The organism is Amycolatopsis sp. NPDC004378 (assembly GCF_053602455.1).
Window position 1 is genome coordinate 1384059 of the sequence record NZ_JBSGDR010000001.1, and the last position, 17670, is coordinate 1401728.

Here is a 17670-nt window from a genome sequence, read left to right on the forward strand (position 1 = left end):
CCCTCCGCGCCACCGAATCCTCGGCTGACGGCACAATCGGCGCCGGATCGCGTGAAGCTCGCGCTGGGGTCTCGCTTTCTCGGCAGGTCTCGATACGCTGCGCACTTGACAAATCACATGCCGAAACACAGGGAGGGCCGGCATGGGTGACGATTCACGAGCGCGCGGACTGGACAACACGGACAGATCGCTGATCGCCCTGCTGCAGCAGGACGGCCGCGCGTCGTTCACCGCGCTCGCGAAGGCGGTCGGGCTCTCGGAGGGAGCCGTCCGCCAGCGCGTGCAACGGTTGCTGCGCGACGACCTCATGCAGATCGTGGCGGTGACCGACCCGGCCAACGTCGATCTGACGAGGCAGGCGATGGTCGGGATCAGCGTCGACGGCGCTGATCCCCGCGAGGTCGCCGACAGATTGTCGGACCTGCCCAACGTGCACTACGTCGTGTTGTGCGCCGGGCGGTACGACTTGCTGGCCGAGCTCGTCTGCCGGGACGACGATCACATGCTCGAAGTCCTCGGCGAGGAGATCCGCAAGATCGAGGGCGTCTCCGGGACCGAGCTGTTCGTCTACCTGAAGCTGGCCAAGCAGAACTACGCCTGGGGCCGGCTCACGGCGTGACCGCCGGGGATGACGGCTCCCCACCCGCCATCCCCGACCGGCTACAGGAACCGCCGGTACCCGGCCCGCGCCGGCGCGCCCGCTTCGGCGAGCCCGGACAGCGCCGCCGGCAGCGGATCCCGGTGCAGCACCCCGAGGCGTTGCGTGGCGCGGGTGAGCGCGACGTAGAGCTCGGCCGCGCCGCGCGCGCCTCCCGCCAGGATCCGCTCCGGCTCGACGACCAGGACGGCGTCGAACTCCAGGCCCTTGACCGCCGACGGCGTGACCGCGCCCGGCACGCCGGGCGGGCCGATGACGACGCTGGTGCCTTCGCGCCCGGCCTCGTCGCGGACGAAGTCGCCGATGGCCTCCTGCACATCGCCGTCCGCAATTCGCCTGGCCCACGGCCGTACTCCGCACGCGCGCACCGATTCCGGCGGCCGGACGCCCGGCGCGAACTCCGCCAGCAGCGCCCCGGCGACGGTCATGATCTCCGCCGGGGTCCGGTAGTTCACGGTCAGCTCGCGGTACACCCACCGGTCGCCGACGTACCGCTCGAGCATCGGCCCCCACGCCGTCGCGCCGGCCGCGCCGCGCCGCTGCGCGAGGTCGCCGACGATCGTGAACGAGCGGCTCGGGCACCGCCGCATCAGCACCCGCCAGTCCATTTCGGACAGTTCCTGCGCTTCGTCGACGACGACGTGCCCGTACGTCCAGTCGCGGTCGGCGGCCGCGCGTTCGGCGAGGTCACGGGTGTCGCTCTCGACGAACCGCCCGGCCAGTTCGCCGGCGCCGAGCAGGTTCTCCGCGCCGAGCATGACGTCTTCGTCCAGTTCCTCGCGGTCCAGCTTGATGAGGTCCATGACCCCGGCGGCGTACTCCTCGTCCTCCGCCGTCCGGCGGCGCGCGGCGGCGCGTTCGGCGGAGTCGTCCCGGCCGAGCAGGTCGGCCAGCTCGTCGAGCAACGGCACGTCGGACACCGTCCAGGCCGCGCCGTCCGCGCGGAACAACGCCGGATCGGCGCCGGCCGCTTCGAGCCGGTGCGGCGACGTGTACAGCGAGGCCAGCAAGGTCTCCGGCGTCAGCTCGGGCCACAGCTCGCCGAGCGCGGCGTCGAACCCTTCGTGCTCCGCCAGTTCGTCGAGGACGTCGGCGCGCAGGTCGGCCCACGCGCCGCGGTCCTCCCGGGTCAGCCAGCCTTCACCGATCTTCGTCACGGCCCGGTCGGCGACGGCCGCAGTGACGTGCTCGCGGAAGACTGCGCGGGCCTCGTTGTGCGGCAGGCCCGACCGGCGTGCTTCGAGCCGGGCCTCGCCCGCGACGCCGGCGTCGAGGGGCACGGTGACGTCGGCCAGTTCGACGCGCACCGGCTCGGCCGGCACGGCCTGCCGGTCGGCGACCGCGGCCGCCAGCACGTCGAGGATCTTCAGCGACCCCTTGAGCTTCGCGACCTTCGGTGCGTCTTCGGCGGTGACGCGCAGGCCGGGCACGAGGTCGCCGGTGGTCAGGAAGACGACGTCCGATTCACCGAGCGAAGGCAGCACCCGGCCGATGTGGTCGAGGAACAGCGGGCTCGGCCCGACCACGAGCACGCCGCTGCGCGACATCCGTTCGCGCCGGGTGTAGAGCAGGTAGGCCACCCGGTGCAGCGCGACGGCGGTCTTCCCGGTGCCGGGCCCGCCTTCGACGACCAGGACGCCCGAATGCCCGAGGCGGATGATCTCGTCCTGCTCGGCCTGGATCGTCGCGACGATGTCCCGCATGCCCCGGCCACGCGGAGCGCTGATCGCGGCGAGCAGCGCCGCGTCGCCGCGCTCGTGGTCGCCCGGACGGCCGAGCACCTCATCCGTGAAATCGACGATCCGCCGCCCCGACGTCCGGAACTGACGGCGGCGGCGCATGTTTTCCGGCGTCGCCGCGGTGGCGACGTAGAACGGCCGCGCCGCCGGCGCCCGCCAATCCAGCAGGAACGGTTCGTAGTCGTTTTCGGCGTCGAAGAGCCCGATCCGGCCGATGTAGCTGGTTTCCCCGGAAACGGCGTCGAGCCTGCCGAAGCAGAGCCCGTTGTCGGCGACGTCCAGCCGGGCCGCCTCCCGCGACCGGAACCGCACGTCGTCGTCCCGTTCCCGAGCGCGGCGCCGGAATCCCCGAGCGCGCCGCGGAACCGGGCCCGCGCCACCGCGCGCTCGCGGTCGAGCCGCTCGTACAGCCCGGCGACGTAGGCCCGTTCTTCCCGCAATTCCTCGTCGTACCCCTGGTTTGACAAGTTCCCCTCACAGCGGTTAGACTAATGGCACATTCGACGGATTCTCCTGTTTCTTGTGGAGAGCACGTCGATTTTTTATTGTCCACCCGCTGTCAAGACCGTCAGCCCAGCGTGAATTCGCGCGGGTTCAGCGGCCGGTCGGCCACTTGCACGTCACCCAGCAGCCCGCCGAAACTCCGGTCCACCTTTCCCGCGTACGAAGAAAGGGACAGTGTGGCGGCCGATTCCCGCGGGTCGTCGCCGGTCTTGCCCAGGGCCACGCCGCTGCCCTGCCGGGCGAACAGCCCGCGCCAGCCGTGGTGGCCGTCCTTGAAGTCCGCCGGCAGCCGGAAGAACGCCTCGACGGTGTAGCCGCGCTCGAACTTCAGCCCGTTGCTCGGCGCCGCATCGACGGTGCGCAGGTAGGCGCCCCGGCTCCGGTCCGCTGCCGGGAGCCGTGACGCGCCTGAGGTCGTTGCCGCGGCCGGTCCGGTCGCGCACGACGACGTCGTCCGGCACCGGCTTGCCGTCCTGACCGCCTTCGAAGCGCCAGTACGCGACCGTTCCCGGCACCATGTGCTTCCACTGCGCCCCGGCGTTCTCGTCGGCCCACACCAGTGTTCCGCGGCGGCGGCCGCGAATAGCTTCTGCTCGCCCTCGACTGGCGGCCTTCGGCCGGCGGTCGATGCGGGCGAACTCGTCCGCGCGGCCGTTCTGCGTGAGATCGCCGAGGTGAGCGAGGAAGACAACGTTGTCGTCGGCGCCGGATCTTCGGGGCCCGGGCGGGGAAGCCCTGCGCTTGGGCTTGGGCGGCCGGGGCACCGGCAGGAGGAAGGTCCGGCGGCGCCCGCACCGAGGAGGAGGTCCGGCGAGAGGTGCAACGGCTGCCGAACGCGGGTTGAACAGCGGTACTGTGCGCGCATGCGGGTCTTCCGGCTGATCCAGCCCGTCGACGACATCGAGGTCGCGGCCACCTTCTACGCCGCCGTCCTCGGGCTTGCCGGCGAACGGATCGCGGTCAACCGGCACTACTTCACCTGCGGCGACGTCGTGCTCGCGTGCGTCGAGGCGCCGCTGGAGCACCGTGAGCCGCGGCCGCGGCGGGACCCGCGGATCGTCTACCTCGCGGTCGAGGACGTCGAGGAGACGTTCCGCCGGGTGGGCGCGGCCGGGCCGCGCTGGGTCGACGAGGCGATCGAAACCCAGTTCTGGGGCGAACGGTCCTTCTACGCGGACGATCCGTTCGGCAACCCGCTCTGCTTCGTCCAGGAGGACACGCTCTACCTGGGCGGACCGGTCGGCTGACCCTCCTCCGGGTTCAGCCGGGACGCCATCGCGAACCAGAGGACCCCGAAGAGCAGGACGCACAGCACGGTCATGATCGTCATCGCGATCCCGCCGTAGACCACCTTCGCGATCAGCGCGACGGTCGACGTGATGGCCAGGGCGAGGCAGACCAGCCCGACCAGCACCAGCCGGTTGCCGACGGTCAGGATCCGCTCCCGGCTGCCCGTGCGGAACAGCAGCCGGTGCCACGCGGCGGGCGCGGTCAGCAGCGCCGTCGCGGCCACGGCGAGCACCACGGCGGACAGGTGGAGGGCCTTCTCGAACCCGCTGGCGTCGTGGAAGCGGTCGGTGAACACGACCGACAGCAGGAAGCCGAAGAGGATCTGCACGCCGGCCTGCGCGACGCGCAGCTCCTGCAGCAGCTCGCCGATGTTGCGCTGCAGCTGCGCGTTGCGGGTTTCGCCGGTGTGTTCCGCCACGGAAAAACGATACGTGGACTCCTCCGGGTTCACCGGCCGGCGGCCGCCAGCAGCCGCTGCCCGAGGACCCGCGCGGCCTGCCGGAGTTCGGGGCACCCGGCGATCCGGTACGCCGCCGGGAGCTTCGCGAGCTGCTCGGCGTACCACGCGGGATTGCTGGTGCTGCCGCGCAGGAGGGTCGTCCCGGCGCCGACGGGCTCGAGCGTCCCGACAGCGCGTGGCAGGCAGCGGCTCACCACGTCGAGGGGCGCGTCGATGACGACCTCGGTTTCGTACTCCCACCCGGCGGCGAGGTGCTCCTCGACCGCGGCGACCGGGTCGAGGTCGGCGGGCGGGTCGAAGGTTTCGGCCCGGAGTTCGACACCGCGGACCCGGTCGATCCGGTACGCCCGCCGCGCGCCCTCCGGGTGGGTGCGGCAGAGCAGGTACCAGCGGCCGTGGCGCACGACGACCGCCCACGGGTCGACGTCCCGGACCCACTCCGAGCCGGCTTCGGAGCGGTAGCCGAGGCCGGTGCGGCGGTGGTGGGCGCAGGCGTGCACGAGGGCCGCGGTCGTGTCGGGATCGGGCCGCACCGCGGCGGCGTCCGGCGCGGGCGCGGCGGTCCGGCGCACGGCCTCGGCCTGCGCGGCGACGGGCTCCGGCAGCGCCTGGACGAGCTTGCCGAGCGCGCGGCCGACCAGCGTACCGGGGTCACCGGCCTCGTGGTGGCCGTCGAGCACCGCCATGACCAGACCGAGCGCCTCGGCCGGGGTGAACGTCAGCGGCGGGAGCCGCAGGCCGCGCCCGACGCGGTAGCCGCCGTAGGGACCGCGCGCGGACACGACCGGGATGCCGGCCTCACGCAGGATGCCGACGTAGCGCCGCGCGGCCCGCTCGGAGACGCCGAGCTCGGCGGCGAGCCGCCCGGCGGTGCTGCCCGGGCCGGCCTGCAGCAGTTCGAGGGTGCGCAGGGCCCGCGCCGTCGGGCTGGTGTCGTCCGCCATGGGAATCCCCGGTTCCGGAAGTGGATCGTCCGGAATGCAGCCTAGGCTCCCCAGCCATGACCGACGCAGACGCGACGCCGCTCAGCCGGGCTGTTTCACCCGGCACAACCGGCGCATGACGGCGGCCGAGAACGTCACCGTCGTCCCCGCCAACGAGGCGTCCTGGGACGACATCGCCGCGATCTTCGGCACCGCCGGCTACCCGGCCCGCTGCCAATGCCAGCGGTTCAAGGTCCCCGGCTGGATCTGGCGCGACTCCACGCAGGAGGAACGCACCGCGTCTCTGCGCGCCCAGACCGCCTGCGGCACCCCGGGCGCCACCACGAGCGGGCTCGTCGCGTACGTCGGCGGCGAGCCCGCCGGCTGGGTCGCCGTCGAGCCTCGAACCGCGTACCCCAAGCTGCGCGGCACGCGCGTCCCGTGGACCGGCCGCACCGAGGACAAGGACGACGACGGCGTCTGGGCGGTCACGTGCTTCACCGTCCGCAAGGGCTACCGCGGCCGTGGCCTCACCTACCCGCTCGCCCGCGCGACCATCGCCTTCGCCCGCGAACGCGGTGCGCGCGCGCTCGAGGCGTACCCGATGATCACCGAGCCGGGCAAGGAGATCACCTGGGGCGAGCTCCACGTGGGGGCCCGTCAGGTGTTCGCCGACGCCGGGTTCGCCGAGGTCGGCCACCCGACCCCGCGGCGCGTGGTCATGCGTGTCGAACTGTCTGCTGTGTACTGACCTCAGAACCCCCAGGAGCGCTCGGGCACCACGCGGATGCGGACGGAGTACGAGGCGTCGAACGCCTCCGGTGTCGCGAAACCGATGGCGCTGTAGGAAGAGCCGTACTTGTCGAGGTACCCGGGCGCTTCGGACGCCTTGCCCTCTTCGACGTGCGCAGTGCCGTTGACGACGAGGATCGCGCCGCCGCCTTCGTTGCTGTTCAAGTGAAAGCTCACCGCGGGGTTCGCCTCGAGGTGCTTGAGCTTCGCGGTGCCGGGCTGGCTGAACACCACGATGTCGTCGCCCTCGAGCACGAACCACACCGGCCGCGGCGCGGGCCTGCCCTTCGGCGTGACTGTGGTCAGCCAGCCGATGTGCTCCGCGGCGCGGTCGGTGAGTTTCGGTGTCGCCATCGGTCCTACCCCCTGGTCGTCGGGTTGTGATCCAGGTAACCACAGGGGTCCGACAATTCTTCCCGCGTCAGCGCGAGGCGACGGCTCGCGCGTACCGCGTCCCGGCGACGAGCAGCACCAGCCCCGCGCCGAGGAACGCGCCCACACGCGCCAGGCCGTCCAGAGCCGAGAGGTCGAACAGCACCAGCTTGAGCACGGCCGCGCCGACCAGCACCAGCCCGGTCACGCGGAGCCCGACGACCTCGATGCCGCGCAGCAGCAGCACGAGCGCCGCGATCGTCCAGGACACGGTGATCAGCGCGTGGCCGAGGAGGAATCCCGTGCGGTCCGGGACCGCCAGCAGCGATCCGCACAGCACGACCCCCGCGGCGCCGTACAGCGCCGCGAAGCCGGCCAGCAGCCACACCGGCAGGTCGTGGGCCGGGCCGCGGAAGACCTCCAGCCGCGCCGCCGCCCACGGCAGGGCGATCGAAATCGCGAGGATCAGCGTGGCGACCGCGAGCGCTCCGACGACGTCACCCGCCGGCCGGTTCCGGTACACCGCCAGCAGGGCGGGCGTGACGTCGAAGGCCACGCCGACCAGGCCGCCGATCGCGGCGAACCCGAGGGCGGCGCCCAACGCGGGCCGGTTGCGCGCGCCCAGCGCGGCCGCGACGAGCAGCAGCGCCTCGGTCAGCAGCACCGCGGCGCGTGCCGGGCCGTCGAACTGGGTGACCGTCGCCTGCAGGATCGCCAGCAGCCCGGCGAGCCCGGCCAGCGACCCCGCGGGGCCCGGCCACCAGGCACGCGTCGCCCACACGCCCAGCAGGACGACGCCGGCGCCGGCCGCGACCGGCACCGCCTGGGTCTTGGGCAGCGGCAGCACCGCGACGAGCACCGGGACGACCGAAGCCGCGAGCAGCGTCAACGCGGCGGCGTCGGTTTCGCGGCGGAGCACCACGATCAGCGCGAGGGCGACCCCCAGGAGCCCGGTGCCCAGCGCCGCGCCGGTGTTGGCCCAGCCACCGCCGTCGACCGCGGTGCTGAGCACGGAAGCGACGAGCGGCGGGACGCCGGCGGCGAGGGTGAGGGACGACCAGTCGCGGCGCAGCTGCACCGGTGCCGTCGCGAGCTGGACCATGAGCAGGAACGTGACGAGCTCGGGCGTGAACCCGCGGGTGAGCACCGGCGCGCAGACGACGCAGCCGACGACGACGGCCGAGGCCAGCAGCGGCGACTCCCACCGCACGGCCACGAGCAGCCCGCCGACGGCGACCGCCAGGCCCACCGCGAGCCCGGCGAGCACCGGGAGGAAGTCGTACAACGTGGTCGCGGCGACGGCGTCCAGGTAGAGCGTCGCGATGCCGGTGGCGGCCAGCGCGAAGGCCCCGGTGCGGCCCGCGGGCTTGCGGTGCAGCCAGACGCCGACGCCGGTCAGCGCCAGCCCGAACGCGGCGCCGACGAGCACCCGCGGCAGCGGCCCGAGCCACCCGCGCTGGACGGCCAGCACGAGCAGCAGGACGACGCCGAGCAGCGTCACGGCCCCGCCGACCCACGCCAGGACGCGGCTGCCCGCGCCTTCCTTGCCGAGCTTCTCGCCGAGCGTCGGGCGCGGCACGGGCCGGTAGGGCGGTTGCGGCGGGAAGTACTGCGGCTGGGGCGGCGGCTGCCACTGGTACTGCGGCCACGGCTGCTGCGGCGGCGGCATCGGCTGCGGTTGCGGCTGCTGCTGCGGTGCCTGCTGCGGCTGTCCGGCCTGGACGGTCCGCAGTTCGGTACCCACCACGGCGAGACGACGCCCCAGGTCGTCGATCTCGCCGGCGAGCCGGAGGAGCACATCTGCTTCGGTGGTCATACCGGACAGAATCACCCACAAGGGGCCGCCAGCGGATCCGTAGCACTACTCAACCGCGCTGAGTACCCGGTCCACGGTCGTCATGATCGAGACGGTCTCGTCGAGCGGCATGAGCGGGCTCTCGGTCTCGCCGGCGGCCAGCCGTCGCGCGACTTCGTCGGCTTGGTGCCGCAGGCCGCGGCCCTCGTCGACGTACTCGTAACGCGTCCGCTCCCCGGCACGCCGGATGAGCGTGAACGACGCGGGCGCGTAGAACGGCCCTTCGATCTCGATCCGCGCTTCGGTGCCGACGATCGACGCCGTGGTCGGCGAAGCGGCGCTCAACGTGCAGGTCAGCACGGCCTGCGCCCCGCTCGCGTAGCCGAAGAGCATCGACATCTGCGCGTCGACCCCGGTGAAGGCGGGCGTCGCCATGGCGGCGACGCGCTCGGGCGTCCCCAGCACCATCGACGCGAACGAGACGGGGTAGATCCCCAGGTCCAGGAGGGCGCCACCGCCCAGTTCCGGGGCGAACAGCCGGAAGCCGGGGTCCTCGGCGAACCACTGCCCGTGGTCGGCGCTGACGGTGACGACGTCGCCGAGGCTCGGCAGCAGCTCGCGGACGTGCCGGATGTGGGGCAGGAAGCGCGTCCACATGGCTTCCATGAGGAAGAGGTCCCGCTCCCGTGCGAGGGCGACGAGGTCCCGAGCCTCCTCGGCGTTCATCGTGAAGGGCTTCTCGACCAGCACGGGCTTGCCTGCCTCGAGCGCGAGCCTCGCGTTGGCGTGGTGCAGGGGGTGCGGGGTGGCGACGTAGACGACGTCGACGTCCGGATCGGCGGCGAGGGCCTCGTAACTGCCGTGCCGGGTGGGGATCCCGTGCTTTCCGGCGAACACGTCGGCGCTGTCGACCTTGCGAGACCCGACGGCGGCGACTACGCCGGAGCCGGTGAGCTCCAGGTCGTCCGCGAAGGCGCCGGCGATCCCGCCGGTGCCCATGATTCCCCAGCGCAGAGGCTTGTCGGTCATACCTCCAACCTAGGCTCACGCCGACGGCGAAAGCGCGGCCGGACCGCCCCTCCTCGACGTGATCGACACCACAAGCGACAATGGAGGACGTGACCGCCACCCTGAGCAAGCCCGCCCTGAAGATCGGCCCCTACCAGGTCGATCCGCCCGTGGTGCTCGCTCCGATGGCCGGCATCACCAACGTCGCCTTCCGGCAGCTGTGCCAGGAGTACGGCGCCGGCATCTACGTGTGCGAAATGATCACCGCCCGCGCCGTCGTCGAACGGCACCCCGGGACCCTGCACATGATGACCTTCGGGGCCCACGAAAAGCCCCGCTCCATGCAGCTCTACGGCGTCGACCCCAAGACCATGGCCGAAGCCGTCCGCATCATCGTCGGCGAAGGCCTCGCCGACCACGTCGACTCCAACTTCGGCTGCCCGGTCGCGAAGGTGACGCGGAAGGGCGGCGGGGCGGCGCTGCCGTTCAAGCGGAAGCTGTTCCAGGCGATCGTCCGGGAGTCCGCGAAGGCGGCCGGGGACGTGCCGTTCACGGTGAAGTTCCGCATCGGCATCGACGACGACCACCGCACGTTCCTCGACGCCGGCCGCATCGCCGAGGCCGAGGGCGCGGCGGCGGTCAGCCTGCACGCGCGCACGGCCGCGCAGCGCTACTCGGGCCAGGCCGACTGGACCAAGATCGCCGCGCTGAAGGAGGCCGTGACCAGCATTCCGGTGCTGGGCAACGGCGACATCTTCACGGCGGACGACGCGCTGCGCATGGTGGCGGAGACGGGCTGCGACGGCGTCGTCGTCGGCCGCGGCTGCCTCGGCCGCCCGTGGCTGTTCGGCGAGCTGGAAGCCGCCTTCGCGGGCCGGCCCCAGCCGACCCCGCCGAATCTCGGCGAAGTCGCGAAGGTCCTCCGCCGCCACACCGAGCTGCTGATCGAGCACGACGGCCACGACAAGGCCATGCGCGACATCCGCAAGCACATGGCCTGGTACCTGATGGGCTTCCCGGTGGGTTCCGAGCTGCGCCGCGGTTTCGCGATGCTCTCGAGCATGGACCAGCTGGACGACCTGATCGCCCGTCTCGACCACGACGCCCCCTTCCCCGAGGCGGCGACCGGTCCCCGCGGCCGGCAGGGCTCGCCGGGCAAGGTCACGCTGCCGCACGGCTGGCTGGACGACCCGGACGACGACTGCGTCCCCGAAGCGGAAGACATGCACTCCGGCGGCTGAGCCCGGCCGTGACATCTGTCAGGTCCAAGTCGTGGCGAACGGCATCCGTCCCGGAAGTCCTGCCGCGACAAGCTTTTCCCATGACGAACAACGGATCTCCGCTCAAGTCCCTCGCCATCGACATCGCCGTCCCGATCGGGGTCTACTACGGGCTCCACGCGCTCGGTGCGAGCGTCTTCCTCTCGCTCGCCCTCAGCGGCGTCGTCCCGCTCGCGCGGACGCTCCAGCAGTTCGCCAAGCACCGGACCCTCAACGGCCTCGCGCTGGTCGTCCTGGTCACGAACGTCGTCGGCATGCTGCTGACCTTCGTCTCCGGGGACGCCCGCATGATGATCGCCAAGGACTCGCTCGGCAGCGGCATCACCGGGCTCGTCATCCTCGCCTCCGCGTTCACCGCGGCGCCGATCATGACCAAGACGATCCAGCCGTTCCTGACCCGCGGCAAGGCCGAGAACGAAGCCGCGTGGGACCGCCTCGCCGGCACGCCGAGGTTCCAGGTGATCATGCGCCGGACCAGCGTCATCTGGGGCGTCGGCTTCGTGCTCGAGTCCGCCGCTCGCATCGTCGGGGCCTTCACGCTGCCCATCGAAACCATGGTCTGGCTGAGCACCGTCATCTTCGTGGGCGCGTTCGCGGCGATGATGGTCGTCGGCGGGAAGACCGCCGAGCAGGCCGGCAAGATGATCGAGGCCGACGTCAACGAGCTCGTCGCCGCTTGACCTGCGGAAACCCGAGGGTGTACAGGTGTGTACATGTACAGCAAGCGGCAGCAGCTCGTCGGCGACCTCTCCGACCTGATCCGGTCGGGCCGCCTGGCCCACGGTGAACGCCTCCCCGGTGAGAACCAGCTCGCCCTGCAGTACCAGGTCAGCCGCGGCACCGTCCGCAGTGCGCTCTCCGAGCTCCAGCAGCTGGAGCTCATCTCCACCCAGGCCGGCGTCGGCTCGTTCGTCACCTTCGACGGCGTCCAGCTCGACCAGCGGCTCGGCTGGGCCCGCGCCCTCGCCGACGCCGGCGCGCCCGTCACCACCGAGCTGATCAGCATCGAGACCGTCGAAGACCGCGGCCTCGAAGAGGAGTTCGGCGAGCCGGCGTACGTCGCCGTGCGGCGGCTGCGGCGGGAGCACGAGCGCGGTGTCTCGCTCGAAACCGCCACCGTGCCCGCCGTCGGGCCGCTCGCCGGCCTCCCCGAGACCGGTCTGCGCGACGACTCCCTCACCAAGACCCTCGAAGCCGCCGGCCGCGTTTCGGTCGGCGGTGACCAGTGGATCAGCACCGAACGCCTCGACGCCTGCAGTGCCGAGCTCCTGGGCCGCAGCATCGGCGAGCTCTTCCTCCGCGCCGAGCGCACCTCGGTCGACGTCGACGGCCGGCTCGTCGAGCGCGTCATCAGCCTGCTCGACCCCGATCGCTTCCAGTTCCACCTCACCTTCGGACACCGGTGAACGCGCGGGACCGGGCGCTCGGCGCGTTCACCGGGCTGGCCGTCGGGGACGCGCTCGGCATGCCGACGCAGTCGATGTCCCGCGCCGCGATCGCCGCCGCGTACGGTCCGGTCACCGGCCTGCTGACCGCCGTCGCCGAGCAGCCCGTCGCCCCGTCGATGCCCGCCGGTTCGATCACCGACGACACCGAGCAGGCCCTCCTGCTGGCCCGGCTGCTCATCGAAGGCTGCGGCACGGTCGACCCGCATGTCTTCGCCGACGCCCTGCTCGCCTGGGAGGCGGACATGATCCGCCGCGGCTCCGCCGACCTGCTCGGCCCGTCGACGAAACGCGCGCTTTCCCGGCTGCAGGACGGCGTTCCGGCCGACGAAGCCGGCCGCACCGGCACGACCAACGGCGCCGCCATGCGCGTCACGCCGGTCGGCATCGCGACCCCCGCCGGGGACCTGCACGCCCTGGTCGACGCGGTCGTCGCGACCGCGCACGTCACGCACAACACCAGCCTGGGCATCGCGTCCGCCGCCGCGGTGGCGGCGGCCGTCTCCGCCGGGGTCGGCGGCGCGAGCCTGCCCGAAGCGCTCGACGCCGGCGAGCGCGCGGCCGTCGTCGGCGGGGAACGCGGGCACTGGGCGGCCGGCGGGGAAATCGCGGCCCGGATCGACTGGGCGCGCGGGTGGGTGCGCGGCATGGCCCCGGCCGCCGTCGCCGACGCGGTCGCCCGGGTGATCGGCACGTCGGTCGCGTCGCAGGAGTCCGTCGTGGCCGCCTTCGCACTGGCCGAGGCCCTGGGTGACGACCCGCCGGCCGCGTTGCGCGTCGCCGCGGGCCTCGGCGGGGACACCGACACCGTCGCCGCCATCTGCGGGGCGATGCTCGGTGCCGCGCACGGCGCCGGCGCGTTCCGGCCCGACGTCGTCGAGACCGTGCTGACCGTGAACGGGCTGGACCTCGAACCGCTGGTCGACCAGCTCCTCGAGCTGCGCCGGCGATGACCGGGCGGCTGGTGCACACCGGGCAGGTCGTCCTCGACCTGGTCATGGCGGTGCCGGCCCTGCCGCCGCCGGGCGGCGACGTCCTGGCGTCGTCGACGAACCTCTTGCCCGGCGGCGGGTTCAACGTGATGGCCGCGGCCGCGCGGTCCGGGGCCCGGGTGCTGTACGCGGGCAGCCACGGCACCGGCGCGTTCGGCGACCTCGCGCGGGCCGCCCTGGCGGCCGAAGGCATCGAACTGGCCCACGAACCGTCGCCGGAGCTGGACACCGGCGTCGTCGTCGCGCTGGTCGACGCGAGCGGTGAGCGCACCTTCGCGACCGGCACCGGCGCCGAAGGGCGGCTGACGCACGCGGCGCTCACCAACGTCCTCCCAACGAGTGACGACGTCGTGTATTTGTCCGGCTACAGTTGGTTGCATAAGAGCAATCGCAGGGCTCTCGCCGAGTGGCTTCCCCACACGTCCGGCTCGAGGACCCTTTTCGATCCCGGCCCGTTGGCCGGCGACCTCACCCCCGGAGACCTTCACGACTTACTGTCCTTTGTAGACATACTCAGCTGCACCGCGCGCGAAGCCGACGTGCTCGGCGAACTGCCGGCGGTGGCTGTCGTCCGCGACGGCGCGAAGGGCTGCCGGGTCCACGACCACGGTCGCGTCACCGACGTGCCGGGCTTCCCGGTGGACGCGGTGGACACCAACGGCGCCGGCGACACGCACTGCGGCGTGCTGGCCGCGGAGCTGCTGCGCGGCAGTACCCTCCTCGACGCGGCCGTGCGCGCCAACGCGGCGGCCGCGCTTTCGGTGACCCGCCGCGGCCCGGCGACGGCACCGCGCCGGGCGGAGATCGACAAGCTGCTGGAGGCCACGACATGAGCGGTACCCGCAGGCTCGAGGTGGAGACGAACGGCCTCGACGTGATCGACGACGCCGAGCGCCGCGGCCGGCCGCGGCAGCTGTTCTGGCCGTGGTTCGGGGCGAACGTGTCGGTGCTGGGGCTGAGCTACGGCTCGTTCACCCTCGGCTTCGGCATCTCGTTCTGGCAGGCGCTCGTCGCGGGCGTCGTCGGGATCCTGTTCTCGTTCCTGCTCTGCGGCTTCATCGCGATCGCCGGCAAACGCGGGTCGGCGCCGACGATGCTGCTTTCGCGCGCCGCGTTCGGCGTCCGCGGCAACCGGCTGCCGTCGGCGATCTCGTGGCTGCTCACCGTCGGCTGGGAAACCGTGCTGACGGCGCTGGCGACGCTCGCGACGTCGACGGTCTTCGAGCGGCTCGGCTGGGGCGGCGGGACGGCGACGAAGGTGATCGCGCTGGTCGTGGTGGCCGCGCTGACCGTCGCGGCCGGGGTGCTCGGCTTCGACGCGATCATGAAGCTGCAGACGTGGATCACCTGGATCACCGGCGTGCTCACGATCGTCTACGTCGTGCTCGTGGCCGGTGACGTGCACTGGGACGCCGTGAGCGCGCTGCCGTCCGGCTCGGCGCAGCAGTGGGTCGGCGCGCTGGTGTTCCTGATGACCGGCTTCGGCCTCGGCTGGGTCAACGCGGCCGCGGACTACTCGCGCTACCTGCCGCGCTCGTCGTCGAGCCGGGGCGTGGTCGGCTGGACGACGTTCGGCGCGTCCGTGGCGCCGCTGGTGCTGCTGGTGTTCGGCCTGTTGCTCGCGGGATCGTCGCCGGACCTGAACAAGGCGATCGCGGCCGACCCGATCGGCGCGCTGACGACGTTGCTGCCGCTGTGGTTCCTGGTGCCGTTCGCGATCGTCGCGGTGCTCGGCCTGGTCGGCGGCGCGGTGCTGGACATCTATTCGTCGGGGCTGGCGCTGCTTTCGGCCGGGCTGCGCGTCCCGCGGCCGGTGGCGGCGTTGGTCGACGGCGTGCTCATGATCCTCGGCACGATCTACATCGTCTTCTTCGGCGGCGAGTTCCTGGGCCAGTTCCAGGGTTTCCTGGTGACGCTGGGCGTGCCGGTCGCGGCCTGGTGCGGCGTGATGCTCGCGGACGTCCTGTTGCGGCGGCGCGACTACGCCGAGCGCGAACTGTTCGACCCGGCCGGCCGCTACGGCGACGTCCGCGTCGGGCCGATCGCGCTGGTGCTGGTGGCGACCGCGCTCGGCTGGGGCCTGGTGACGAACACGTCCGCGGAATGGTTGAAGTGGCAGGGGTATCTCCTCGAACCGTTCGGCCTGGGCGGCCGCGACGGCTCGTGGGCGTACGCGAACCTCGGCGTCCTGCTCGCGCTGGCGCTCGGTTTCGTCGTCACCCTGGCCGCCCGGCCGCGGATCCGCGCGCAGGAGGCGGCATGAGATCGGTCCTGGCGGTCATCGACCTGCAGAACGTCTTCGCGGATCCGGCGAGCGAGTGGTTCACGCCGCGGTTCGCCGACGTCGTGCCGCCGATCGCCCAGCTGGTCAAGGCGTTCGGCGACGACGTCGTGTTCACGCGGTTCCTCGCGCCGTCCCGCCCGGAAGGCGCGTGGAAGCGGTACTACGAACGGTGGCCGTTCGCGCTGCAACCGCCGGACTCCCCGCTGTACCAGGTGATCGACGCGTTCCACCCGGAGTCCACAGTGGACGCGACCACGTTCGGCAAGTGGACCCCGCGCATGGCGACCCGCGTGGGCGGCGCCCACCTGGTGCTGGCCGGCGTGTCGACGGACTGCTGCGTCCTGTCGACCGCCTTGGCAGCGGCGGACGCGGGCGTGGCGGTGACGGTGGTGTCCGACGCCTGCGCGGGCGTGGACGACGAGAGCCACGCGAAGGCGCTGGACATCATGCGGCTCTACGGCCCGTTGGTGAAGGTCGCGCAAGTCAGCGAGGTCCTCGCGGACCGTTGACCGGCCACCCGGTGTTCAACCCGGCGAAGTAGATTCGGGCGCGTGATCGACCACATCAGCATCCCCACCGAGGCCGGTTCCTTCGACGCCATCGCCGCCGGGCCCGAAGACGGGCGGCCCGTGCTGCTCCTGCACGGCTTCCCGGAAGCCGCCACCGAGTGGGAGCACCAGGTCGCCACGCTCGGGGTGCTCGGGTACCGGGCCGTCGCGCCCGACCAGCGGGGGTACTCGCCCGATGTGCGCCCCGAACAAGCCGCCGACTACTCCGTCGACCACCTCGTCGAGGACGTCGTCGCGATCACGGAACAGCTGGGGTGGAAGCAGTTCGACCTCGTCGGGCACGACTGGGGTGGCGCGGTCGCCTGGTGGACCGCCGACGCGCACCCCGAGCGCCTTCGCAGCCTCACCGTCGTCTCGACGCCGCACCCCGCCGCGCTCTCCGCCGCCATGAAGAGCGACGAAGACCAGTACCTGCGCACGCGCTACATGACCGAGTGGCGGCGGACGCGCGTCACCGAGCGGCGGATGCTCGAGAACGACGCCCGTGCGCTGCGTGACATGTTCGAGCGGCGCGTGTCACCCGGCAAGGTGGACGACTACGTCCAGCGGCTGTCCGAACCGGGCGCGCTCACCGCCGCCCTCAACTGGTACCGCGCGGGGCGGCCGGGCGGGAAGATCGGCAAGATCGCCGTGCCGACGCTGTACATCTGGAGCACCGAGGACGTGTCGTTCGGCTCGACCGCCGCGCTCGACACCGCGAACTGGGTCACCGGGCCCTACCGGTTCGAAATGATCGAAGACGTCACGCACTGGGTGCCGGAAGAGGCACCGGAAGCCGTGACTTCGCTCATCGTCGAGCACCTCGACGCGCGGTAGCGGCCCGTCACCCGGGCAGGCGGAGGGCCGGTAACCCACCCGGCTCGCGGTACGGGCCACCGCGGGCCGTCGTGTTCACTGGGCCTGTGGATACCGCGACCGAACCCGAGACCGAGCAGATCGTCTTCGTCACCGAGGACGGCGTGCCCACCGGCGAAACCGGCCCGAAGCTGGCCAGCCACCACGAGCACACCCGGTTGCACCTGGCCTTCTCCTGCTACGTCCTGCGTCGCGCCGACAACGCGTTGCTGATCACGCAACGCGCGCTGCACAAGAAGGTCTGGCCGGGGGTCTGGACCAACAGCGTCTGCGGCCACCCCGCGCCCGGCGAGTCCCTCGAGGACGCCGTCCGCCGGCGGGCGGGCTACGAGCTCGGGCTGCCGTCGCTGGCTGAGTTGCACTGCGTGCTGCCGGCGTACCGCTACCGGACGCCGCCGTTCCAGGGGATCGTCGAGAACGAGTTCTGCCCGGTGTTCGCCGCCTGGGCCGACGCCGAACCCGAACCGAACCCGGAAGAGGTCGGCGACTGGCGCTGGGTCTCGTGGGCCGACTACCAAGAGCTACTGAGCGACGAGACGGCTAATGTGAGTTACTGGGCCAAGGATCAGTTTTCCCAGCTCAAGGACAGGAAACCGTTCTCCGCACTCTGAGCCCTCAACTCCGCTGAGTCACCGTCGTAGTCCCGTTTGAGCGAAATTCACCTTCGTCCGTACCCGCGTCTCAAGCACGGCCTCCTCTACGAC

General features: G+C 72.1%; 18 protein-coding genes and 1 pseudogene. 12 read left to right on the top strand and 7 right to left on the bottom strand.

Translation table 11 applies throughout. From position 1 onward, the window contains the following. Positions 1-142 precede the first annotated feature (142 nt). Positions 143-619 carry an Lrp/AsnC family transcriptional regulator gene (locus tag ACWEN0_RS06805; RefSeq protein ID WP_451969559.1) on the top strand — a complete coding sequence of 159 codons (477 nt, stop codon included), beginning with the start codon at positions 143-145 and terminating at the stop codon, positions 617-619. Between the two features lie 41 nt (positions 620-660). Here ACWEN0_RS06805 and helR read toward each other — a convergent pair. Together helR and ACWEN0_RS06815 are read right to left on the bottom strand one after the other, a co-directional pair. Next, positions 661-2864 (bottom strand): annotated as a pseudogene (gene helR, locus ACWEN0_RS06810) (RNA polymerase recycling motor ATPase HelR). Between the two features lie 101 nt (positions 2865-2965). Then, a complete protein-coding gene (locus ACWEN0_RS06815; RefSeq protein WP_451969561.1) occupies positions 2966-3124 on the bottom strand; it encodes a hypothetical protein in 159 nt (52 codons plus the stop codon). A gap of 640 nt (positions 3125-3764) precedes the next feature. Between ACWEN0_RS06815 and ACWEN0_RS06820 the strand changes: the two genes are divergently transcribed. Then, positions 3765-4148, top strand: a complete 384-nt coding sequence (locus ACWEN0_RS06820) for a VOC family protein (RefSeq protein ID WP_451969562.1) — start codon at positions 3765-3767, stop codon at positions 4146-4148. On the opposite strand, the gene ACWEN0_RS06825 is transcribed toward ACWEN0_RS06820, so the two are convergent. Further along, entirely contained in the window at positions 4124-4609 is a 486-nt protein-coding gene (locus ACWEN0_RS06825; RefSeq protein WP_451969564.1) for a DUF6328 family protein, read from the bottom strand. The genes ACWEN0_RS06820 and ACWEN0_RS06825 overlap by 25 nt on opposite strands. Before the next feature lie 29 nt (positions 4610-4638). Continuing rightward, on the bottom strand, positions 4639-5595 hold the full coding sequence (locus ACWEN0_RS06830; RefSeq protein ID WP_451969566.1) for a helix-turn-helix transcriptional regulator: 957 nt from the start codon (positions 5593-5595) through the stop codon (positions 4639-4641). Positions 5596-5710: 115 nt separating this feature from the next. Here ACWEN0_RS06830 and ACWEN0_RS06835 point away from each other — a divergent pair, with 115 nt between their 5' ends. After that, positions 5711-6325 (top strand): N-acetyltransferase family protein, encoded by a 615-nt coding sequence (locus tag ACWEN0_RS06835; RefSeq protein WP_451969568.1) that lies wholly within the window; start codon positions 5711-5713, stop codon positions 6323-6325. 2 nt (positions 6326-6327) lie between these two features. Here ACWEN0_RS06835 and ACWEN0_RS06840 read toward each other — a convergent pair whose 3' ends face one another. The 3 genes from ACWEN0_RS06840 to ACWEN0_RS06850 all read right to left on the bottom strand — a co-directional run bounded on the left by ACWEN0_RS06840 (position 6328) and on the right by ACWEN0_RS06850 (position 9562). Then, the gene (locus ACWEN0_RS06840) at positions 6328-6720 is read right to left on the bottom strand and encodes a pyridoxamine 5'-phosphate oxidase family protein (RefSeq protein ID WP_451969570.1); all 393 of its coding nucleotides are present in this window, start codon (positions 6718-6720) and stop codon (positions 6328-6330) included. 67 nt (positions 6721-6787) lie between these two features. Continuing rightward, entirely contained in the window at positions 6788-8554 is a 1767-nt protein-coding gene (locus tag ACWEN0_RS06845; protein WP_451969572.1) for a DUF2339 domain-containing protein, read from the bottom strand. Positions 8555-8599: 45 nt separating this feature from the next. After that, positions 8600-9562 carry a Gfo/Idh/MocA family protein gene (locus tag ACWEN0_RS06850; protein ID WP_451969574.1) on the bottom strand — a complete coding sequence of 321 codons (963 nt, stop codon included), beginning with the start codon at positions 9560-9562 and terminating at the stop codon, positions 8600-8602. 80 nt (positions 9563-9642) lie between these two features. Here ACWEN0_RS06850 and dusB point away from each other — a divergent pair, with 80 nt between their 5' ends. From dusB to idi, 9 genes are all read left to right on the top strand, one after another. Continuing rightward, on the top strand, positions 9643-10782 hold the full coding sequence (dusB, locus tag ACWEN0_RS06855; RefSeq protein WP_451969575.1) for a tRNA dihydrouridine synthase DusB: 1140 nt from the start codon (positions 9643-9645) through the stop codon (positions 10780-10782). A gap of 80 nt (positions 10783-10862) precedes the next feature. After that, positions 10863-11501, top strand: coding sequence for a VC0807 family protein (locus ACWEN0_RS06860; protein ID WP_451969577.1), 639 nt, complete (start codon positions 10863-10865; stop codon positions 11499-11501). A gap of 33 nt (positions 11502-11534) precedes the next feature. Then, the gene (locus ACWEN0_RS06865) at positions 11535-12227 is read left to right on the top strand and encodes a GntR family transcriptional regulator (RefSeq protein WP_451969579.1); all 693 of its coding nucleotides are present in this window, start codon (positions 11535-11537) and stop codon (positions 12225-12227) included. Continuing rightward, positions 12224-13219 (top strand): ADP-ribosylglycohydrolase family protein, encoded by a 996-nt coding sequence (locus tag ACWEN0_RS06870; RefSeq protein WP_451969581.1) that lies wholly within the window; start codon positions 12224-12226, stop codon positions 13217-13219. Before ACWEN0_RS06865 ends, ACWEN0_RS06870 begins: the two co-directional genes overlap by 4 nt. Beyond that, positions 13216-14091: a PfkB family carbohydrate kinase gene (locus ACWEN0_RS06875; protein ID WP_451969583.1), complete on the top strand. Its 876-nt coding sequence runs from the start codon at positions 13216-13218 to the stop codon at positions 14089-14091. Before ACWEN0_RS06870 ends, ACWEN0_RS06875 begins: the two co-directional genes overlap by 4 nt. Beyond that, positions 14088-15521, top strand: a complete 1434-nt coding sequence (locus ACWEN0_RS06880; protein WP_451969585.1) for a purine-cytosine permease family protein — start codon at positions 14088-14090, stop codon at positions 15519-15521. Before ACWEN0_RS06875 ends, ACWEN0_RS06880 begins: the two co-directional genes overlap by 4 nt. Further along, positions 15518-16051, top strand: coding sequence for a cysteine hydrolase family protein (locus tag ACWEN0_RS06885; protein WP_451969586.1), 534 nt, complete (start codon positions 15518-15520; stop codon positions 16049-16051). The genes ACWEN0_RS06880 and ACWEN0_RS06885 overlap by 4 nt, the downstream gene beginning before the upstream one ends. Positions 16052-16093: 42 nt before the next feature. Further along, positions 16094-16927, top strand: a complete 834-nt coding sequence (locus tag ACWEN0_RS06890; protein ID WP_451969588.1) for an alpha/beta fold hydrolase — start codon at positions 16094-16096, stop codon at positions 16925-16927. An 86-nt stretch (positions 16928-17013) separates the two neighbouring features. Next, entirely contained in the window at positions 17014-17577 is a 564-nt protein-coding gene (gene idi / locus ACWEN0_RS06895; protein WP_451969589.1) for an isopentenyl-diphosphate Delta-isomerase, read from the top strand. The last annotated feature ends 93 nt before the right edge of the window (positions 17578-17670 follow it).